Annotated in this window: 20 protein-coding genes and 1 other annotated feature; of the genes, 13 read left to right on the forward strand and 7 right to left on the reverse strand. The window is 32.0% G+C overall.

The genetic code is table 11. From position 1 onward, the window contains the following. Window positions 1–32 precede the first annotated feature (32 nt). The 6 genes from ACFVR2_RS00885 (at window position 33) to ACFVR2_RS00910 (ending at window position 4,578) form a co-directional block, all read left to right on the forward strand. Complete coding sequence (locus tag ACFVR2_RS00885) at window positions 33–629, forward strand: YrrS family protein (protein WP_387358029.1); 597 nt, start codon at window positions 33–35, stop codon at window positions 627–629. 199 nt (window positions 630–828) lie between these two features. Continuing rightward, the gene (gene mtnN / locus ACFVR2_RS00890; protein ID WP_387358031.1) at window positions 829–1,521 is read left to right on the forward strand and encodes a 5'-methylthioadenosine/S-adenosylhomocysteine nucleosidase; all 693 of its coding nucleotides are present in this window, start codon (window positions 829–831) and stop codon (window positions 1,519–1,521) included. Between the two features lie 175 nt (window positions 1,522–1,696). Then, window positions 1,697–2,416: an ABC transporter ATP-binding protein gene (locus ACFVR2_RS00895; protein ID WP_387358033.1), complete on the forward strand. Its 720-nt coding sequence runs from the start codon at window positions 1,697–1,699 to the stop codon at window positions 2,414–2,416. Next, the gene (locus ACFVR2_RS00900; protein WP_387358035.1) at window positions 2,413–3,429 is read left to right on the forward strand and encodes an ABC transporter permease; all 1,017 of its coding nucleotides are present in this window, start codon (window positions 2,413–2,415) and stop codon (window positions 3,427–3,429) included. The genes ACFVR2_RS00895 and ACFVR2_RS00900 overlap by 4 nt, the downstream gene beginning before the upstream one ends. Window positions 3,430–3,432: 3 nt before the next feature. Then, window positions 3,433–4,077 carry a TetR/AcrR family transcriptional regulator gene (locus ACFVR2_RS00905; protein WP_335475512.1) on the forward strand — a complete coding sequence of 215 codons (645 nt, stop codon included), beginning with the start codon at window positions 3,433–3,435 and terminating at the stop codon, window positions 4,075–4,077. Between the two features lie 267 nt (window positions 4,078–4,344). Further along, window positions 4,345–4,578, forward strand: a complete 234-nt coding sequence (locus ACFVR2_RS00910) for a YrhC family protein (RefSeq protein WP_387358037.1) — start codon at window positions 4,345–4,347, stop codon at window positions 4,576–4,578. A gap of 73 nt (window positions 4,579–4,651) precedes the next feature. Here ACFVR2_RS00910 and sigK read toward each other — a convergent pair whose 3' ends face one another. Continuing rightward, window positions 4,652–5,371 (reverse strand): RNA polymerase sporulation sigma factor SigK, encoded by a 720-nt coding sequence (gene sigK, locus ACFVR2_RS00915; protein ID WP_056472757.1) that lies wholly within the window; start codon window positions 5,369–5,371, stop codon window positions 4,652–4,654. 258 nt (window positions 5,372–5,629) lie between these two features. Then, window positions 5,630–5,856 (forward strand) — a binding site (T-box leader). Window positions 5,857–5,959: 103 nt separating this feature from the next. Here sigK and ACFVR2_RS00920 point away from each other — a divergent pair. The 3 genes from ACFVR2_RS00920 to ACFVR2_RS00930 all read left to right on the forward strand — a co-directional run bounded on the left by ACFVR2_RS00920 (window position 5,960) and on the right by ACFVR2_RS00930 (window position 9,642). Beyond that, window positions 5,960–7,045, forward strand: a complete 1,086-nt coding sequence (locus ACFVR2_RS00920; RefSeq protein ID WP_387358040.1) for a bifunctional 3-deoxy-7-phosphoheptulonate synthase/chorismate mutase — start codon at window positions 5,960–5,962, stop codon at window positions 7,043–7,045. Between the two features lie 36 nt (window positions 7,046–7,081). Next, window positions 7,082–8,182 (forward strand): prephenate dehydrogenase, encoded by a 1,101-nt coding sequence (locus tag ACFVR2_RS00925; RefSeq protein WP_387358042.1) that lies wholly within the window; start codon window positions 7,082–7,084, stop codon window positions 8,180–8,182. A gap of 227 nt (window positions 8,183–8,409) precedes the next feature. Further along, window positions 8,410–9,642 carry an aminopeptidase gene (locus ACFVR2_RS00930; protein WP_387358044.1) on the forward strand — a complete coding sequence of 411 codons (1,233 nt, stop codon included), beginning with the start codon at window positions 8,410–8,412 and terminating at the stop codon, window positions 9,640–9,642. Window positions 9,643–9,707: 65 nt separating this feature from the next. Here the strand turns inward: ACFVR2_RS00930 and ACFVR2_RS00935 are convergent, their stop codons facing one another. Next, window positions 9,708–10,253, reverse strand: coding sequence for a GNAT family N-acetyltransferase (locus tag ACFVR2_RS00935; RefSeq protein ID WP_387358046.1), 546 nt, complete (start codon window positions 10,251–10,253; stop codon window positions 9,708–9,710). 181 nt (window positions 10,254–10,434) lie between these two features. Between ACFVR2_RS00935 and ACFVR2_RS00940 the strand changes: the two genes are divergently transcribed. After that, a complete protein-coding gene (locus ACFVR2_RS00940) occupies window positions 10,435–10,887 on the forward strand; it encodes an SRPBCC family protein (RefSeq protein WP_387358048.1) in 453 nt (150 codons plus the stop codon). Between the two features lie 54 nt (window positions 10,888–10,941). Here ACFVR2_RS00940 and crcB (ACFVR2_RS00945) read toward each other — a convergent pair whose 3' ends face one another. From crcB (ACFVR2_RS00945) to ACFVR2_RS00960, 4 genes are all read right to left on the reverse strand, one after another. Further along, entirely contained in the window at window positions 10,942–11,301 is a 360-nt protein-coding gene (gene crcB / locus ACFVR2_RS00945) for a fluoride efflux transporter CrcB (protein ID WP_387358050.1), read from the reverse strand. Continuing rightward, window positions 11,298–11,687 (reverse strand): fluoride efflux transporter CrcB, encoded by a 390-nt coding sequence (crcB, locus tag ACFVR2_RS00950; RefSeq protein ID WP_387358052.1) that lies wholly within the window; start codon window positions 11,685–11,687, stop codon window positions 11,298–11,300. Before crcB (ACFVR2_RS00950) ends, crcB (ACFVR2_RS00945) begins: the two co-directional genes overlap by 4 nt. 51 nt (window positions 11,688–11,738) lie before the next feature. After that, complete coding sequence (locus ACFVR2_RS00955; RefSeq protein ID WP_387358054.1) at window positions 11,739–12,500, reverse strand: CPBP family intramembrane glutamic endopeptidase; 762 nt, start codon at window positions 12,498–12,500, stop codon at window positions 11,739–11,741. A gap of 888 nt (window positions 12,501–13,388) precedes the next feature. Further along, on the reverse strand, window positions 13,389–14,006 hold the full coding sequence (locus tag ACFVR2_RS00960; protein WP_335473931.1) for a GTP pyrophosphokinase: 618 nt from the start codon (window positions 14,004–14,006) through the stop codon (window positions 13,389–13,391). Between the two features lie 305 nt (window positions 14,007–14,311). Here ACFVR2_RS00960 and ACFVR2_RS00965 point away from each other — a divergent pair, with 305 nt between their 5' ends. Further along, window positions 14,312–15,091 (forward strand): phosphatidylserine decarboxylase, encoded by a 780-nt coding sequence (locus tag ACFVR2_RS00965; protein WP_387358057.1) that lies wholly within the window; start codon window positions 14,312–14,314, stop codon window positions 15,089–15,091. A 128-nt stretch (window positions 15,092–15,219) separates the two neighbouring features. Here the strand turns inward: ACFVR2_RS00965 and sda are convergent, their stop codons facing one another. Continuing rightward, window positions 15,220–15,360, reverse strand: coding sequence for a sporulation histidine kinase inhibitor Sda (sda, locus tag ACFVR2_RS00970; RefSeq protein ID WP_056473113.1), 141 nt, complete (start codon window positions 15,358–15,360; stop codon window positions 15,220–15,222). Between the two features lie 259 nt (window positions 15,361–15,619). Here sda and ACFVR2_RS00975 point away from each other — a divergent pair, with 259 nt between their 5' ends. Continuing rightward, window positions 15,620–16,141, forward strand: a complete 522-nt coding sequence (locus ACFVR2_RS00975) for a YqeG family HAD IIIA-type phosphatase (protein WP_056472787.1) — start codon at window positions 15,620–15,622, stop codon at window positions 16,139–16,141. Then, entirely contained in the window at window positions 16,138–17,247 is a 1,110-nt protein-coding gene (yqeH, locus tag ACFVR2_RS00980) for a ribosome biogenesis GTPase YqeH (protein WP_387358059.1), read from the forward strand. The genes ACFVR2_RS00975 and yqeH overlap by 4 nt, the downstream gene beginning before the upstream one ends. The last annotated feature ends 21 nt before the right edge of the window (window positions 17,248–17,268 follow it).

A 17,268-nucleotide genomic window follows, 5' to 3' on the forward strand; every position in this document is an offset into this window, starting at 1 on the left:
GAAAAATTAGTTGTTTTTGGAGGATTTTGTAAATGTCTTCAATTGAACCAAACAAAAGGGTCCAAAAATTAAGACGAGTACGAAGAGGAAATTATTTTTTCCGAATACTACTTATTCCACTTCTTTTTGGAATCATCTATTTAGGGATAAAAATAACATTACCGATCGTCAACCAACAAAAGATAGAGCCTAATACTGCAAAAGCTCAGATTACTACGATTGCTCAAGAACCAAAGCAAATGACAGATTTACCAAATCCTTATCAAGCGAAATATCGAGACAAAGTAAATGAGATTATTAAAGATTCAATAAATGATGAAAATATTATAGAATCGACTGTAAAAGAATGGACACCTAATAAAACAAGACAAGTTGAGCCTCATAAAGTTCATTATAGTCATAAGTCTCAGGACTTTTATGAAATGGAAGAAGCAGTATCAAATGCGATTTCTTTAACAAAAGAAGATTATTCAATTTGGCATATTAGTCAAGGATACGATCAGCAAAGTATAAATGTATACGTTGCCACAAACGACTTAAGCTATAAATATGTCGTGTACTTACATTGGGTTGTAAAAGAAGGCTGGCTCCCTATTTTGGTACAAGAAGTAAAAGAGTTAAAGGATTAAAACGATAGGGAATTGCTAAAAAGTTTGAGTCTCTACTAGAGCAAACGGTAAGCTTACGCCGCACGGAAAGCGAGCTCCTTTTTGGGAAACTATTTAAGATTTAAAGTGTTTTTTGTTGTACGCATTCTTAAAGATGAATGAAATGACTCTATATGGTAAAATGATTAAAGTTTGAAAGTGAAAGTAGGGAATTTAAAGAATGAAAATAGCTATAATTGGAGCAATGGAAGAAGAAGTACATGTATTACGTGATAAATTAGACAACCTGAGAAAAGAAGAAGTTGCAGGCTCAGAATATAACATAGGTACATACGAAGGAAAAGAAGTAATTTTATTAAGGTCTGGAATTGGTAAAGTTAATGCAGCAATGGCAACAGCTATTCTTTTAGAAAAATATCAGCCTGATGTTGTTATTAACACAGGATCTGCAGGCGGACTTCATACAGACTTAAATGTTGGCGACGTTGTTATCTCAACTGAAGTACGTCATCATGACGTAGACGTTACTGCATTCAATTATGAATATGGTCAAGTTCCAGGTATGCCAGCTGCTTTCCTTTCTGATGACAAATTAAAGTCTATCGCTAAAAAATGCGCTGAGAAAATTAATGGTATCCAAGTTGTTGAAGGATTAATCGTAACTGGTGATTCATTTATGAACGATCCAGTACGAGTTGACTTTGTAAAAGAGAAATTTGGTGATCTTTATGCTGTAGAGATGGAAGCAGCTGCAATCGCTCAAGTTTGTTATGCTTTTAAAGTACCATTTGTTGTCACACGAGCATTGTCAGATATTGCAGGTAAAGAATCAAATATTTCATTTGATCAATTCATTCATACTGCAGCTGTTAATTCAACATTAATGGTTGAGGAAATGATTAAAGCGTTATAAATCGTTTAAAGAAAGATGTCTTATAGGCATCTTTCTTTTTTTATTCTAATACAATTGAGTGAGTACTCACTTTTTGTTGACTGGCAATAAAAAGTGAATTAAGATAAATATGTGGAGTGAGTACTCACTCATTGTGGATACTATATATGAAAATAGACTTGAACGGAGGAATAAGATGAGCAATGTTGTTCAAATCCAAAAAGTTGATCGTTTATTTGGAAAAAGAGCTGTACTAAAAAATATTTCAATGAACATTCAAGAAAGAGAGATTTTTGGGATTTTAGGCCCATCAGGTTCTGGTAAAACAACTTTAATAAAATTGATTGCTGGCATAGATAAAAGTTCAAAAGGAGAAGTATTAGTTTACAATAATGAAATGCCTAATTTCACAGTCCTTCCGTCAATAGGCTATATGGGACAATCTGATGCTTTATATAGCGATTTAACGGGAGCTGATAATTTAAATTTCTTCGGTGCTCTATATAATTTAAAAGGTAAAGAACTTAAGTCGAGAATTCAAGAAGTAGCTCAAATCGTTGGTTTAGAGGATTCATTAAACAAACAAGTTAATCAATACTCTGGGGGAATGAAAAAACGACTTTCTCTTGCCATTTCAATCCTCCATAAACCTACATTACTTATCCTTGATGAACCAACAGTTGGAATTGATCCAGTACTAAGAAAGCAAATTTGGAATCAATTTTTTGAAATGAAAAAACAAGGTACTACGATCATAATTACAACCCATATCATGGAAGAAGCTGAAAAATGTGAACGGATCGGATTAATTAGAGAAGGAGAATTAATTGCTTTAGATACTACTGAAAATTTAATCTCGCAATCAAAAACAGGTAAAATCGAAGACCTATATTTTAATACTGAGGTGAGCTCATGAGAGTCTTTGCTATTTCTAAACGAATAATAAAACAATTTTTAAAAGATAGAAGATCTCTTGCAATGATTTTTGTAGCTCCTATCGTATTATTGTTTTTATTTTCTTATATCCTAAAACAGGATGATACGAAACCAACTTTAGCTCTAGTAGATGCACCTCCAGCATTTGAGCAAATTGTGAAAGATTATGCGAAAGTAAAAAATGTGAATCCTTCAGACATTAAAGATAAATTGAAAAATATGGATCTTGATGGTGCTGTCTTATTTAAATCAGGAGAAATTGTTGTACAGTTTGAAGGGACAGATAAAGCAAGAACAACTGCAGTAATGGATGCTATTCAATCTGCAATTAAGGAAAATACACCATCTAATCTTAAAATTGTAATGGATCCAATTTATGGTAGTAAAAATATGGAATCATTTGATTCAATTGGACCAATTTTTATTGGATTTTTCTCGTTCTTATTTGTATTTATCTTATCAGGTATTTCATTTGTAAGGGAAAGATTAACAACAACACTTGAAAGATTACTTGTCACGCCAGTCAAAAGATGGGAAATAGTAGTTGGTTATATTTTAGGCTTTGGATTTTTTGCTTTAATCCAATCGGTCATTATAACAGTCTTTTCAATCAGTGTATTAGATATGTATAATGTAGGAAGTGCATGGGAAGTCTGCGTAGTTAATATTTTATTATCTCTAACTGCTCTTACACTTGGAATGCTCTTATCTGCATATGCAAATAATGAATTCCAAGTAGTACAATTTATTCCGGTTATTGCAGTCCCTCAAATACTTTTTTCTGGTATTTTCTCAACCGCGTTTTTACCAAATTGGTTCAAATTTATCGGGGGTATTTTACCTCTGACATATGGAGCAGAAGCTCTTAGAGGTATTATGATAAAAGGGCAGTCTCTTTCTGATGTTGTATATCAATTATTGATCCTACTTGGATTTTCAATAGTATTTATTTCTTTAAATATAGTTGCTTTAAAGAAACAGCGTTCAATTTAAGGAGTGTTACCAATTAAATTAGAAGAGTTTTTTCCAGAAGAAAAATTACAAGAAATGAATGAAAAAGAAATAAAAATTCTTGAAGCTGCAATTGAAATATTTGCCGAAAAAGGTTTTGTTAGTACATCTACCAATGAAATTGCAAAAAAAGCAAATGTTGCTGAAGGTACTATTTTTCGTTACTTTAAAACAAAAAAGGACTTACTAAAAAGTATCATCAAACCGACATTAGTAAAAACAATTGCTCCTTTTGAAATGGATCGTTTTTCTAAAGCAGTATTTCATTTAGAGTACGAAACATTTGAAGATTTTCTAAATGCGCTTATTAAAAATCGCATGGAATTTGCAAAGAAAAATAAGGCAGCTGTAAAAATAATCATACAAGAAATGCCATTCCAAGACGATATGCAAGAAGAGCTAAAAAGACTCTTTAAAGATAAAATGTACCCTAAAGTAGCTACTGTATTACAATCGTTTATCGATAAAGGACAAATAAAAGAACTACCGATACCGACAGTACTAAGATTAATCATCTCAACTGTAATTGGTCTAGTTATCTCTTCAATCGTCTTAGAAAATACACCTTTTTGGAACGAAGAACAGGAAACTGAACGTACGATTGAGTTTATTAAGAATGGTCTAAAATAGACAAAGAGAACGCGCTAATGAAAGCATTCTAAGAAGAAAGGGATTTTAAATAATTCCTTTCTTCTTTGTGTTGAAACTATACTAGTAATATTTTATCAATATAGTTTTAGTAATAAAGCAAAAAGTGGAAATCAACAAGACAATACTTATTATATTGACAACTTATACTTACTAATCTCTACATATACTGCCTTTAATTACCTTCACTTTTCTTGTATAAAATATGTTAAAGTTATTAAGTCAACAAGAAGGGAAGGTGTAGTATTCATGAATTTAAAAAAGCTACAGGCGAAGGTTAATGATTTTAAAACATTTGGAGCAATAACAACAGCATTGGCTACTTTTTTCTATATCGGGACTCTCCTTCCAAAGGACGGATTAACCCAACATAAAATATTGATCGTCGAGAGTATCGTTTTTACAATGCTGATTTTTGCATTAGGTTTCTTTCTGACATCTAATTACTTTAATCGAAAAATGCAAAAAGAAGAACAAGCATAAAACCACTAAAAATGAATTCACTCCAATTGTTAGATTTGACTAACAATTGGAGGTCATATTCATCTTTAGTGGTTTATTTTTTATCTTTTTTCTTTTCTTTTTCAGCTCTTAAAAACTCGTGGTACATTTTCATTAAAGCACGTTTTTCAATTCGCGAAACATAACTTCTTGAGATTCCTAATTTCTTTGCGATTTCACGTTGAGTTAGTTCTTTATCCATATCAATACCAAATCGTTGAATAATGACATCCTTTTCACGGTCGTCTAGAATCTTAATATATTGTTTGATTTTTTCTAATTCCATATTAAGTTGAATTTGATCAACTACGTCTTCCGTCTCAGTTTTTAATATGTCTAATAGTGAGATTTCATTGCCTTCTTTATCCTGGCCAATCGGATCATGAAGGGAGACATCTTTTTTTGTTTTCTTTAGAGCACGTAAATGCATAAGTATTTCGTTTTCAATACATCTAGCAGCATATGTGGCTAATTTTGTTCCTTTACCTTGAACAAAGCTCTCAATTGCCTTTATTAAACCTATTGTACCAATCGAAATTAAATCTTCAGCATCTTCTCCGGTATTTTCAAATTTTTTGACAATGTGAGCAACGAGTCTTAAATTATGTTCAATTAATAAATTTCGTGCTTCTCCATCTCCATTTGCCATACGATTTAAATAGAGCGTTTCCTCGGCTTGTGAAAGAGGTTGAGGGAAGGCATTATTTTTAACATATGAAACAAACACAAACACTTCTTTTAAGAAAAGACTTAAGGCGGTAAATAAACCAGTCATATAATCACTCCTAAGGAAGGTAAGGTTAGTTGTTATTTATATATTTATGTAATGTACAAATTCTGTGTGTCTGTACCATAAAAAAAATGTAAGCAGTGTAAAAAAAATGTTGAAAATAGTAAGCGCTACCAATTCAATAGTAATGTATCTTTTTTAAAATTGTTACATATTCTAGAAAAAAAATGCATTGACAGCCTATTTAAAAGTGCTTTATAATCCTCATTAATAACTTTTTTAATGAATCTTTTGACAATTAAATATATTGCGATGATAAGGGCACAGTAGGCATAACTTCCCTGTTTAAGAAAGCTGACGTAAGCTGCGAGTCAGTACATATGGTATGCTGAATTACATTCTTGGAGCAATTTCTATTTCATTTTATGAAAATAGAAACGGTCATTTTGATCGTTAACAAAATGAAGGTGGTGAACCGATTTTTTGTTCACAACTAGGGTGGTACCGCGATTAATTAATTCGTCCCTACTGTTTATTCAGTAGGGACTTTTTGTTTTCATTTTTACATACTTACTTTTTGATGAAAGAAGTAGTATTGGAATAATAATTTTAAATTTTGAGGAGGAAAAAGAAATGAGTACAAATAATGAGTTAGTGCAATTACGTGATAAGGTTGATGAGATTAATTTAAAAATTGTTGAATTATTAAATGAGCGTGGAAAAGTTGTTCAAGAAATAGGTCAGCAAAAGATTAAACATGGTATTAAACGTTTCGATCCAGTTCGTGAGCGTGAAGTGTTAGATATGATTGCAAATGTGAATGAGGGCCCTTTTGAAACTTCAACTTTACAACATATTTTCAAGACAATCTTCCAAGCAAGCTTAGAACTACAAGAGGATGATCACAGAAAAGCTCTTTTAGTTTCAAGAAAGAAAAAGCCTGACAATACAATTGTTAAAGTGAAAAATGATATTATCCTTGGTGATGGTTCTCAATCATTTATTATGGGACCATGTGCAGTTGAGAGCTACGAACAAGTACGTGCAGTAGCACAAGCTATGAAACAACAAGGTTTAACAATGATGCGAGGCGGTGCATTTAAACCTAGAACTTCTCCATACGATTTCCAAGGACTTGGATACGAAGGACTACAAATTTTAAGAGAAGTGGCAAATGAATTTGATTTAGCAGTAATAAGTGAAATACTAAATCCAAATGATGTTGAAAGATCTTTAGAATACGTTGATGTAATTCAAATTGGTGCACGTAATATGCAAAACTTTGATTTACTGAAAACAGTTGGTCAAGTAAATAAACCAGTGTTATTAAAACGTGGACTGTCAGCAACAATTGAAGAATTTATTAATGCAGCAGAATACATTATTTCGCAAGGAAATGACCAAATTATTCTTTGTGAAAGAGGAATTCGTACTTACGAGAAAGCTACAAGAAATACATTAGATATCTCAGCAGTACCTATTCTAAAGAAAGAAACACATTTACCAGTAGTTGTAGATGTTACACATTCTACAGGTCGTAAGGACTTACTATTACCTACAGCAAAAGCAGCATTAGCAATTGGAGCAGATGCAGTAATGGCTGAAGTACACCCTGATCCAGCAGTTGCTTTATCAGATTCAGCCCAACAAATGAATATCCCGCAATTTGAAGAATTTATGTTTGAGTTAAAAGACTTCCTTGCAAAACTTCAATCATAAATAATATTACTTAATGAAGGATAGGCGGTGAATGCCTTGAAAAAGAACGTCCTTTTAATTGGCACTGGATTAATCGGAGGCTCAATTGCCTTGGCAATAAAAAAAGTTCATGATGTAAATATAATTGGATATGATATAAACGAAAAACAACTTGAAATTGGTAAAAGAATTCAAGTTTTAGATGAAATCTCGGTACAGCTTAAAGACTGTGCCGAGAAGGCTCATCTAATCATTTTTTCTTGTCCTGTTGAGGAGTCTATAAAATATATACATATGTTAAGTGAATATGAACTAAAGAATGATGTCATATTAACTGATGTAGGTAGTACGAAAAGTGAAATTATGAGGCATTCGAAGACTCTTACAGATAAAGGGTATTGCTTTATTGGAGGTCATCCAATGGCAGGCTCGCATAAAACTGGCATCGAGAGTGCAAAAGTTCATTTATTTGAAAATGCATATTTTATTTTGACACCAAGTGAAAATACTCAAAATGATCAAATTGATGAATTAAAAGAATGGCTTAAAGGAACAGGTTCACATTTCGTTGTAATTGATGAAGAAACACATGATCAAATCACTGGAGTGGTTAGTCATTTTCCACATCTAATTGCTGCTAACCTTGTAAAGCAAGTTAAAACTTACTCGAAGGATGAGCCTTTAGTAACAGCCTTAGCTGCTGGAGGGTTTAGAGATATTACTAGGATTGCATCAAGTAGCCCGAAAATGTGGACTGATATTGTGATTCAAAATAAGGATACATTGCTTTCATTAATTTCAAATTGGATTGATGATATGAAACAAATGTATCAGCTAGTTGAAAGCCAGGATAAAGAAGATATCTTTCACTATTTCAAGGAATCAAAAGATTTTAGAGACAATATGCCAGCAAAAGCAAATGGCGCCATCCCAAGTTATTTTGATTTGTATGTAGACGTTTTAGATCGAGTCGGTGAGCTTGCTAACATCACGACAATCTTATCGATTCACCAAGTAAGCATTACGAATCTAAGGATAATTGAATCACGTGAAGGATTACCAGGTGTACTAAGAATAAGCCTTCAAACAGAAAATGACAGAGAGAAAGCTGAAAAGTTCTTAGATGTTAATGGTTATGAGACGTATATTGTTTCATAAAAAATCAAGTTTTTGGAATTTGTCTATACACTAAAAAAGCACTTTTCGAAAGTGCTTTTTTTGGTTAAATAGCGACAACTATTCAAGTCATTTGCTAATCTGCTAAGGTCTCTCTGACATTTCAAATAAAAATGAATAGTCAGTCTCTTTTGTGTACCAATTTTCTGAACTTTATATTATAATTTACTAGGTTAGGTTTTTAAATCGTTAAACATGGAGGGATATCAATGTCTCAGTTTGAAAAATCATTAGAAAAATATGCTGAACTTGCGGTAAAAAGTGGTGTTAATGTCGTACCAGGACAAACATTACAAATAAATGCACCAATCGGAGCTGCAGAATTCGTTCGTAAAGTTGTAAAATTCGCTTACGAAGCTGGAGCTAAAAATGTAAACATCGATTGGAATGATGATGTAATTACTCGTACTAAATATGAACTAGCTCCTGATGAAGTTTTTGAAGAATTCCCAGGCTGGAAAGTAACAGCAATGGAAGAATTAGCTGAAAATGGCGGTGCTGTTTTATCAGTAATTTCACCAAACCCAGAATTATTAAAAGGGATCGATCCAAAACGTATTGCAAATTTTAATAAAACAGCTAGCAAAGCCCTACATAATTATCGCGAATACATGATGGCTGACCGAATTCGTTGGTCAATCGTTGCTATTCCATGTGTTGAATGGGCTGAAAAAGTTTATCCAAATGAATCAATTGATAAAGCGATGGAATTACTTTGGGACTCAGTATTCAAAATTTGCCGAGTAGACAATGAAAATCCAGTTGAAGCTTGGGTTAAACATAACGATTTCTTACAAGAAAAAGTTGTTGAATTAAATGACAAACGTTACAAAACTTTACATTACACAGCACCTGGTACTGATTTGAAACTAGATTTAGTAGATAATCATGTATGGAAAGGTGGCGGAGCAAATAGTGAAGATGGAAAATGGTTTAATCCAAATATTCCAACTGAAGAAGTTTTCTCTATGCCACATAGCCATGGTGTAAATGGTACTGTTCAAGCGACTTTACCATTAAATTACGGTGGAAATTTAATTGAGAACTTCTCTTTAACATTTAAAGATGGTAAAGTTGTCAATTTCACAGCTGAAAAAGGCTATGATACTTTACAACACTTATTAGATACTGATGAAGGTGCTCGCCGTCTAGGTGAAGTAGCATTAGTACCACATGATTCACCAATTTCAAATACAGGTTTAATTTTCTTCAACACATTATATGATGAAAATGCTTCTTGCCACTTAGCATTAGGTAAAGCATATCCAAACAATATGAAGGATGGAGAAAAATTACCTTCAGAAGAGCAAGAGAAATTAGGAATCAACCAAAGTTTAACTCACGTTGATTTTATGATCGGATCAGCGGAATTAAACATCGATGGAATTAAAGAAGATGGTTCAGTTGAACCAATCATGAGAAATGGTAACTGGGCATTTTAATAGTAAATAAAAATAGAAGGGGTGTCTCGAAAGATATTTTGAGACACCCTTTTTTTATACTTTCCTTAAATTGTTTGAAATTGATCGTTACTTCTTAGAACCGTTATAAAATCATCTAATATTGTATGACTAACAGAGAATCCCTTGCGTTTATAAAATTCTAGAGCGTTCTCATTTCCATTTGAAACATAGATAAAATAATCCTCTACATCATCAAATTGTTTTAGCCAGTTCATTGACATTTTAAATAGTACAGAGCCTACTCCATATTTTCTATATTCTTCTTTTATGTAAAATTGAGATAAACATCCAACATTCTTTTTATGGACTGATGAAAGGTCAAAAAAGGTTGCAAATTCGCTTGAGTATACTTCTTTTGGAGAAATATTTGAATAAACGTAACCAACGATTTGATTTTCATCTTTTACGATCACAATATAATTATGTATAGCTTTTTTTACTGAAGGAACCATACGTGTATCGAAATTCATAAGATCAAATAACTCTGGTTTTATCTTAGCTTTTGCCTTCTGAAATGTCATTAATTCATTACATAAATCTCTACATAACTCAATGTGATCCTCGTCAATCACTTCATAAGTTAAATTCATCTTTTCACCCCTCATTAAAATTGATTTTGAGCTTTAAATAAATTTCGTACAATTTAATTTTAATATATAAGTTCTTGAAAACAAATGAAAATAATAAGTTGAACCTTTTTTGGTATATAATGGAAGTGTCATCTAGAGTCAATTCATCATTCTACACATAAAACAAATGGAGGATGAGAAAATGGAAGATCTTAAGTATGAGTTTTATATCGGAGCAAAACCGGAAAAAGTGTGGAACATATTTGTTTCGCCAGAAGGAACTAAGGCTATCTTTTTTGGTTGCATTCTAAAATCAACATTTGAAGCCGGAGCAAAATATGAATATATTGGACCAGGAGAAGATGGAGATCATACAGTGCATGTTTATGGGGAAATACTAGCATTTGAGCCCCACAAAATGATGAGCTATACTGAACATCCTGGCCCAGTATACCGTGAAAATCATGCTGAATTAGAAACTAGAATTACACTTACACTTGAAGAGATGGGTGAATGCACAAAATTAACACTAGTTAACGACCAATGGCCTGAAAGTCACCCTTCATATGAAAATACGAAGTCTACCTGGCCAATGATTTTAAGTAATGTAAAAACATACGCAGAAACTGGTAAAACATTAGATTTCGGCTGGTGAAATTTGAAAATAAAAAAACCTCTGAGATCAGAGGTTTTTGTTTTAGAATCCGGTTCATCTAAATAGATGAAAACCGATAGATGCACTACAAATACTAATAATAGTAGATAAAATGATATAAGATAGCGCAGTTTTATACTTTTTTGTAAGTAATAATTGTATCGCTTCGTAACCAAATGTAGAAAAGGTTGTAAATCCACCTAATATTCCGATCCCAATAAACAACCACATTGTTGTAGAAATCGATTTATCGAGATATAAATGATTTATTAACCCTAAAATAAATGATCCGAGTATGTTTATAACGAATGTTCCAGCAGGAAAATTTGTTTTAGCTTTTTTATTAACATAGTTTCCAAGGGCATAGCGAAAAATTGCTCCGATTCCCCCACCTATTCCAACAATAACAATCATGATGAGGTTTCTCCTTTTACTTTATTGAATTTCTCAGCCACTTTAAAACCAAGATAGGCCAAACTTATTCCTACAACTAAACTTGAGATGATATAGGCTAAACTTACTAGCAATTTTTTTTCATCCATCAGAATTACATTTTCAAGTGAAAAAGTAGAGAATGTAGTGAATGCCCCAGTAAATCCTGTTCCGATTAGTAAAGTATATTCAGGTTTTAATTTAACTTTAGCCATAGGTAAAAAGAAACCTAAAAAGAAGCATCCAATGATATTAATTAAAAATGTTTGAATTGGAAATCCATTTGAAAGTGGATGGATTGAAAGACCTATTAGGTAACGAAGAATTGCTCCAAAAAATCCTCCGATTAGTATTAATAAATAATTCATTTCACACCTCATAAATACATTATAAAAACGCCCCTAGGAGCGTTTTTTTTGTTAGTTTACAATAAAAAAAGCAATAATTGAAACTAAGTTATTTAAAAAATGGGCAAAAATCGTAACTTCGATTTTTTTTGTTTTGATATAGATAATCCCAAAAATTAAACCTGCTAAAGAATAAGATAGTAATGCATAGATTGAAAAGCCAGCAAGCATATGCAATAAACCAAACCCAAATGAACTGACAATTAATCCAATGATCGGAGAGTTTTTAAAAATCGAACCAATAATTAACTTACGTGTAATCCATTCTTCTTTAATTGGTGCAAGAATTACCGCAGATATAATCATAAGGAGTGGATTAGTCCGCAATAAGCCTTCCACTGCTTTTTGGTTATCTGGAGTAGCAATTGAATAATTGAAATGTTGAAAAATAACATCAAGAAGTTGTGAAGAAGCCATAAGAACCACGTATGCTCCTAAGACGATCACAACGTCAATCACATTTATATTTATTCGTCTTAAAGTTAGAAGTCCTTTTTTCTTGGTATAATAATATAGCCATAATAGGCTGAGGACACCAAAAATTGAATCCGAATAAATTGATACGGTATTTACAAGATTATTAAATTGTTTTTCAGTAAGATTTATATCTGCAACATTAACAAAAATCATACCCCATATTGAAGCAATCAAGATTAGTAGGTTCAAACCAACAATAAATATTAAAAAATAGTAGCCAAGGGTTTTTAAGGCGGCCTTACGTTCATTCGGAATATTTTCTGGAATGAGTGTTTTATAGTTTAATTCATTATCCAAATCGGCTCCTCCAATTTTTTGATCTATGTTCACAAACTTTCTAATTAAGCTAATTTACATTTATACTAACATATCCTATTTTATCTTAAATTTAAAGCTGAAAGAACTAGAAATAGAATAAATGAGTCTAATTATTTTAAAACCATTGTTATTTAATATATGAAAGTTTCAATGAATTATATGATAGTTGAAAGGGTACTTAAAAATAATTAAATTAAAAACAAGGTATGTTGATATACCTTGTTTTCGCGCTGTTGAAAAACAATCTTGTCAATTAATTATCAAATTTTCGTAAAAGGAGTATAGTGAGGTTGATTTCCACTACAGGATGCTCGCTTTCCATGGGGCGAGACCTGAGCCTCCTCGTCACGTTCGTTCCTGCGGGGTCTCAGGCTTCCCGCATTTCCAATAGGAGTCGAGCACCCCTTTTGTTCCAATCAACTTATTCAACAAAATAAGTCTGCAATAAATCCTAATCAAATATCCTTTACTAAGAGTATCCTAACAGTTGTTTATTAATCAGCCTGTAAGTCAATTAATATCGAACATTTATTAATAGACTAATCAATTGAATTTTTTTTCTAAAAATTAGCTCATAAAATTTTTAACTTCTGAAAAAAACGATTACTAGAGTTATTGGAACCATGAAATTGCTCAATCATATTAAATTTTAAAACCATTAATAAATAGATCATCCAAAAAATGATAATTTCATCATTAGTAAATGTTCATTTAATGTTCCTATTTTAAATATCAACACTAAGAAAACAAGGTATGCTAATATACCTTGTTTTCTTCAATTCTAATTTAATTTTCGGATTAACAGGAAAGAAAAGAGAGGGTTCGAAGCTATCATCTTCCTAAGACCTTTCCAAAATCCTGCCTAAATCAATTCAACTGTTCTACTTGATCTCTAATCAGTTCCATTTTGTAATCTAATGAATTTACAGTTGCGGAAGCTTCATTCAAACTTTCGATAATGGCTTTTGGAACCTTTTTATTGTATTTATAAAAGATCTTGTGTTCAAGGCTTGCCCAAAAATCCATCGCAACTGTTCTAATTTGAATTTCCACTTTTACTCTTTTCGTTTCAGAAGCAAGGAAAATTGGTATTTCAATAATCATATGAAAACTTTTATAACCATTTGGTTTTGGATTCTTTATATAATCTTTTATTTCTATTATATAAATATCGTCTTGTTGTTTTAACAGTTCATAGATCATATAAATATCACTAATAAATGAACAACTAATACGAACTCCAGCTATATCACTCATATAATTTTCTAGATTATATTGTGTTAGTTCTAAACCTTTTCGCTCAAGCTTTTCCATTATACTGTCTGGTTTTTTTAAGCGTGATTTTACGTGTTCAATTGGATTATGATTATGAGTTAAAGTAAATTCTTCATTTAAAATTCTAATTTTAGTATTGATTTCATCTAACGCAAATTTATATATTAAAAGTGTGTTAGTCCACTCACCTAAGCTTTGATCTTTCAACATAGGCAACCTCCTAATGTATATTACATCAGTATTCTACCAGCTTAATGTGAACTCAGTGTGAAATCTTGGTGAACAGTTAGTGACAAGTAAAGTATAGTATAGGGATTTTTAGGGTATTAGGATAAGGGAATAGTGATGGTAGCAATGGCAGGAGCCTTAGACAAGGATCAAAGATGTAGAGAGTCCAAGTTATATTAAAAAAATAAGCAATTGATAGTAACAGTAGTAAGTTCATTTAGGGTTTTGTTAGTTTTGGAATAATATGTTATAAATTTATATATATAATTTTAGTTAGGAGTACATTGATGAAACAGAGTTTTTATCGTTTGTTTATAGAGTTGACGAATAATCGTTTTACTTCTGGTCTTTTGCGTAGGTTTGCTACTTCTAGATTTAGTAAATTTTTTATTAATCCTTATATTAAAGCGTTTAATTTAAATATGGATGAGAGTAAAGAGACTGATTTTCCTACTTTACATGCCTTGTTTACTAGAGAATTAAAGCAAAATGTCAGACCGATTCATGCTGGTGAAAGTGAATTAGCTTGTCCTGTAGATGGTGTGTTAGAGTCTTATGGGAAAATTGAAATGGATATTAAATTTGTCGTTAAAGGAAAGACATATAGCATTATTGAGATGTTAGGTTCAAAGGAAATGGCAGATAAATATGATGAGGGTTATTATATGGTATTGTACTTAAGTCCTAGCCATTATCATCGTATACATAGCCCAATCGAAGGCGAAATTGTATCACAATTCGAGTTAGGTGCTAAATCTTATCCCGTGAATAAAGCAGGATTAACGTATGGTAAAGATCCACTTTCAAAAAATTATCGAATTATTTCAGAAGTATTATGCTCTGAAAACAATAAACATGTTGCGATGATTAAAGTTGGTGCTATGTTTGTTAACACAATCGTAGTAACAAAAAAAGAAGAGCGTGTGAAAAAAGGTGAAGAAGTAGGGTATTTTTCTTTCGGTTCTACAGTTGTTTTACTTTTTGAAGCTAATAGTTTTTCACCAAATTTGAAACTTCAATCTGGCCAAGCGATAAGAGTTGGTCAAAATCTTGGTAAATTACACTAAGTATGCACTTTTTTTCACGAAATGGGAGCCATCGTATAGAAAGATGGTTCTTTTTCTGTTATTGTAAAGAGTACTTGTATTTTAATTTCACTTGTATTATTTGCATATATTGAAAATAATAAAAATGATTAAGAAGTTTTTTTAATATAGAAATCTAAACCTCTTCGTTTAATTTCTTTTTCAATTAAATAAATGAAAGCCGGATCAAGCTGTAGGCCAAGAGCTTTTTTGTACGACTCAAGTAACAACTCATCATTTAATTTGTACATATTTTTTGCCCGGTTGGGCATTCACCTCCGAGTGAGTAAAGTTTTTTGAATTTCTTCGTAAACTTACTGTATCAAATTTTTGAAAATAGAACAATCGTTCGTTTATCCACAGAAATAGGTGGATAAGTTGTGGGTAATTTGTTTATATATTCTGAAAAGGTAGGTTCTTTGACTAAGGATAATGTGTATAGATTTATCCACAGTTAGAATGATTGTAGTTATTTGTCGAACGATTTTAAGAATATATTGAGGTGTAATAATGTTTAATAAATTTTTACCGAGTGAAACTGTTAATAATGTTTATGCAATTACGCCGGAGCATTTAAAAGGCTTAGGAATAAAGGGAATCATTACGGATTTAGATAATACGTTAGTAGAATGGGACCGTCCATTAGCTACTCCAGAGCTAACGAAATGGTTCAAAAGCATGGATGATGCAGGGATTAAAATTACAGTTGTATCGAATAACAATGCTGAGCGTGTTGGAAAGTTTTGTGATCCTTTAGGAATTCCATTCATTCATCGTGCACGTAAGCCACTCGCTACATCATATAAAAAGGCATATAAACAAATGAATTTAAAGTCAAATGAAGTCGTGATGATTGGAGATCAATTGCTTACAGACGTATTTGGAGGCAATCGTCAAGGAATTCATACTATTTTAGTTGTTCCGGTTGCAAGCACAGATGGAATTTGGACAAGATTTAATCGAATGGTAGAACGTAGAATTCTTTCATCTTTAAGGAAGCAAGGATTACTACAATGGGAGGATAAAAAGTGAGTAATACAGAAATAAGATGTATTGGTTGTGGAGTTGAAATTCAAACAGAGGATAAAGACAAGCTTGGATATGCACCTCCATCTTCATTAGAAAAAGACGAGATTATTTGCCAACGCTGTTTCCGTTTAAAAAATTATAATGAGATTCAAGATGTTGAGTTGACTGATTCTGACTTTATTCGTATCTTAAATGGGATAGGTTCTAAAGATTGTCTTGTTATCAAAGTAGTTGATGTTTTTGATTTTTCTGGCAGCTGGTTAAATGGAATTAATCGATTCGTTGGAAACAACAAAATATTATTAGTTGGAAATAAGGCAGATTTAATTCCGAAGTCAGTAAAGAAAAATAAGCTTACGCAATGGATGAGCGGAACTGCAAAACGTTGGGGACTTAAACCTGCAGGTGTTCATTTAATTAGTGCAGAAAAAGGCACTGGTATAGACGAATTAGCTGAAAGTATTGAGAAGCATCGTGAAGGTAAGGATGTATACGTAGTGGGTTGTACAAATGTTGGAAAATCAACGTTTATCAATACGATGATTAAACGTTATAGTGAAGAAAATAGTAATATCATTACTACATCGCATTTTCCGGGTACAACTCTTGATATGATTCAGATCCCACTTGATGATCAGAGTGATCTAATTGATACACCGGGTATTATTAATCATCATCAAATGGCTCATTTTGTTGATAAAAAAGGTTTAAAAATTATTACACCGAAAAAAGAAATTAAGCCTATGGTTTATCAATTAAATGAGGGGCAAACACTATTCTTTGGTGGGTTAGCTCGTTTTGATTATTTAGAAGGTGGAAGACGTTCTTTTACTTGTCACTTCTCAAACGAATTATCAATTCACCGTACTAAACAAGAAAATGCTGATGATTTATATGAAAGACAAGCTGGGGAAATATTAGTTCCACCATATGGTGAACAAATAAATGAGCTTCCTAAATTAGTGAAGCATGAATTTATGATAAAAGATGCTAAAACTGATATAGTTTATTCAGGATTAGGATGGATTACAGTGAATGACCCAGGTGCTAAAATCGTTGCTTATGTACCAAAAGGTGTAGCTATAACTCTTCGTAATTCTATTATATAAGAATAATTTGGGGGCTAAGAG

This window comes from Gottfriedia sp. NPDC057991, assembly GCF_042886615.1.
In the GTDB taxonomy this organism is placed as follows: domain Bacteria; phylum Bacillota; class Bacilli; order Bacillales; family Bacillaceae_G; genus Gottfriedia.

Excerpts from the sequence above, each read along its gene's own strand:
- ACFVR2_RS00885 (WP_387358029.1), top strand. The coding sequence starts at position 33 with ATGTCTTCAATTGAACCAAACAAAAGGGTCCAAAAATTAAGACGAGTA.
- mtnN (WP_387358031.1), top strand. The coding sequence starts at position 829 with ATGAAAATAGCTATAATTGGAGCAATGGAAGAAGAAGTACATGTATTA.
- ACFVR2_RS00895 (WP_387358033.1), top strand. The coding sequence starts at position 1,697 with ATGAGCAATGTTGTTCAAATCCAAAAAGTTGATCGTTTATTTGGAAAA.
- ACFVR2_RS00900 (WP_387358035.1), top strand. The coding sequence starts at position 2,413 with ATGAGAGTCTTTGCTATTTCTAAACGAATAATAAAACAATTTTTAAAA.
- ACFVR2_RS00910 (WP_387358037.1), top strand. The coding sequence starts at position 4,345 with ATGAATTTAAAAAAGCTACAGGCGAAGGTTAATGATTTTAAAACATTT.
- sigK (WP_056472757.1), bottom strand. The coding sequence starts at position 5,371 with ATGACTGGTTTATTTACCGCCTTAAGTCTTTTCTTAAAAGAAGTGTTT.
- ACFVR2_RS00920 (WP_387358040.1), top strand. The coding sequence starts at position 5,960 with ATGAGTACAAATAATGAGTTAGTGCAATTACGTGATAAGGTTGATGAG.
- ACFVR2_RS00930 (WP_387358044.1), top strand. The coding sequence starts at position 8,410 with ATGTCTCAGTTTGAAAAATCATTAGAAAAATATGCTGAACTTGCGGTA.
- ACFVR2_RS00935 (WP_387358046.1), bottom strand. The coding sequence starts at position 10,253 with ATGAATTTAACTTATGAAGTGATTGACGAGGATCACATTGAGTTATGT.
- ACFVR2_RS00940 (WP_387358048.1), top strand. The coding sequence starts at position 10,435 with ATGGAAGATCTTAAGTATGAGTTTTATATCGGAGCAAAACCGGAAAAA.
- crcB (WP_387358050.1), bottom strand. The coding sequence starts at position 11,301 with ATGATTGTTATTGTTGGAATAGGTGGGGGAATCGGAGCAATTTTTCGC.
- crcB (WP_387358052.1), bottom strand. The coding sequence starts at position 11,687 with ATGAATTATTTATTAATACTAATCGGAGGATTTTTTGGAGCAATTCTT.
- ACFVR2_RS00960 (WP_335473931.1), bottom strand. The coding sequence starts at position 14,006 with ATGTTGAAAGATCAAAGCTTAGGTGAGTGGACTAACACACTTTTAATA.
- ACFVR2_RS00965 (WP_387358057.1), top strand. The coding sequence starts at position 14,312 with ATGAAACAGAGTTTTTATCGTTTGTTTATAGAGTTGACGAATAATCGT.
- sda (WP_056473113.1), bottom strand. The coding sequence starts at position 15,360 with ATGTACAAATTAAATGATGAGTTGTTACTTGAGTCGTACAAAAAAGCT.
- ACFVR2_RS00975 (WP_056472787.1), top strand. The coding sequence starts at position 15,620 with ATGTTTAATAAATTTTTACCGAGTGAAACTGTTAATAATGTTTATGCA.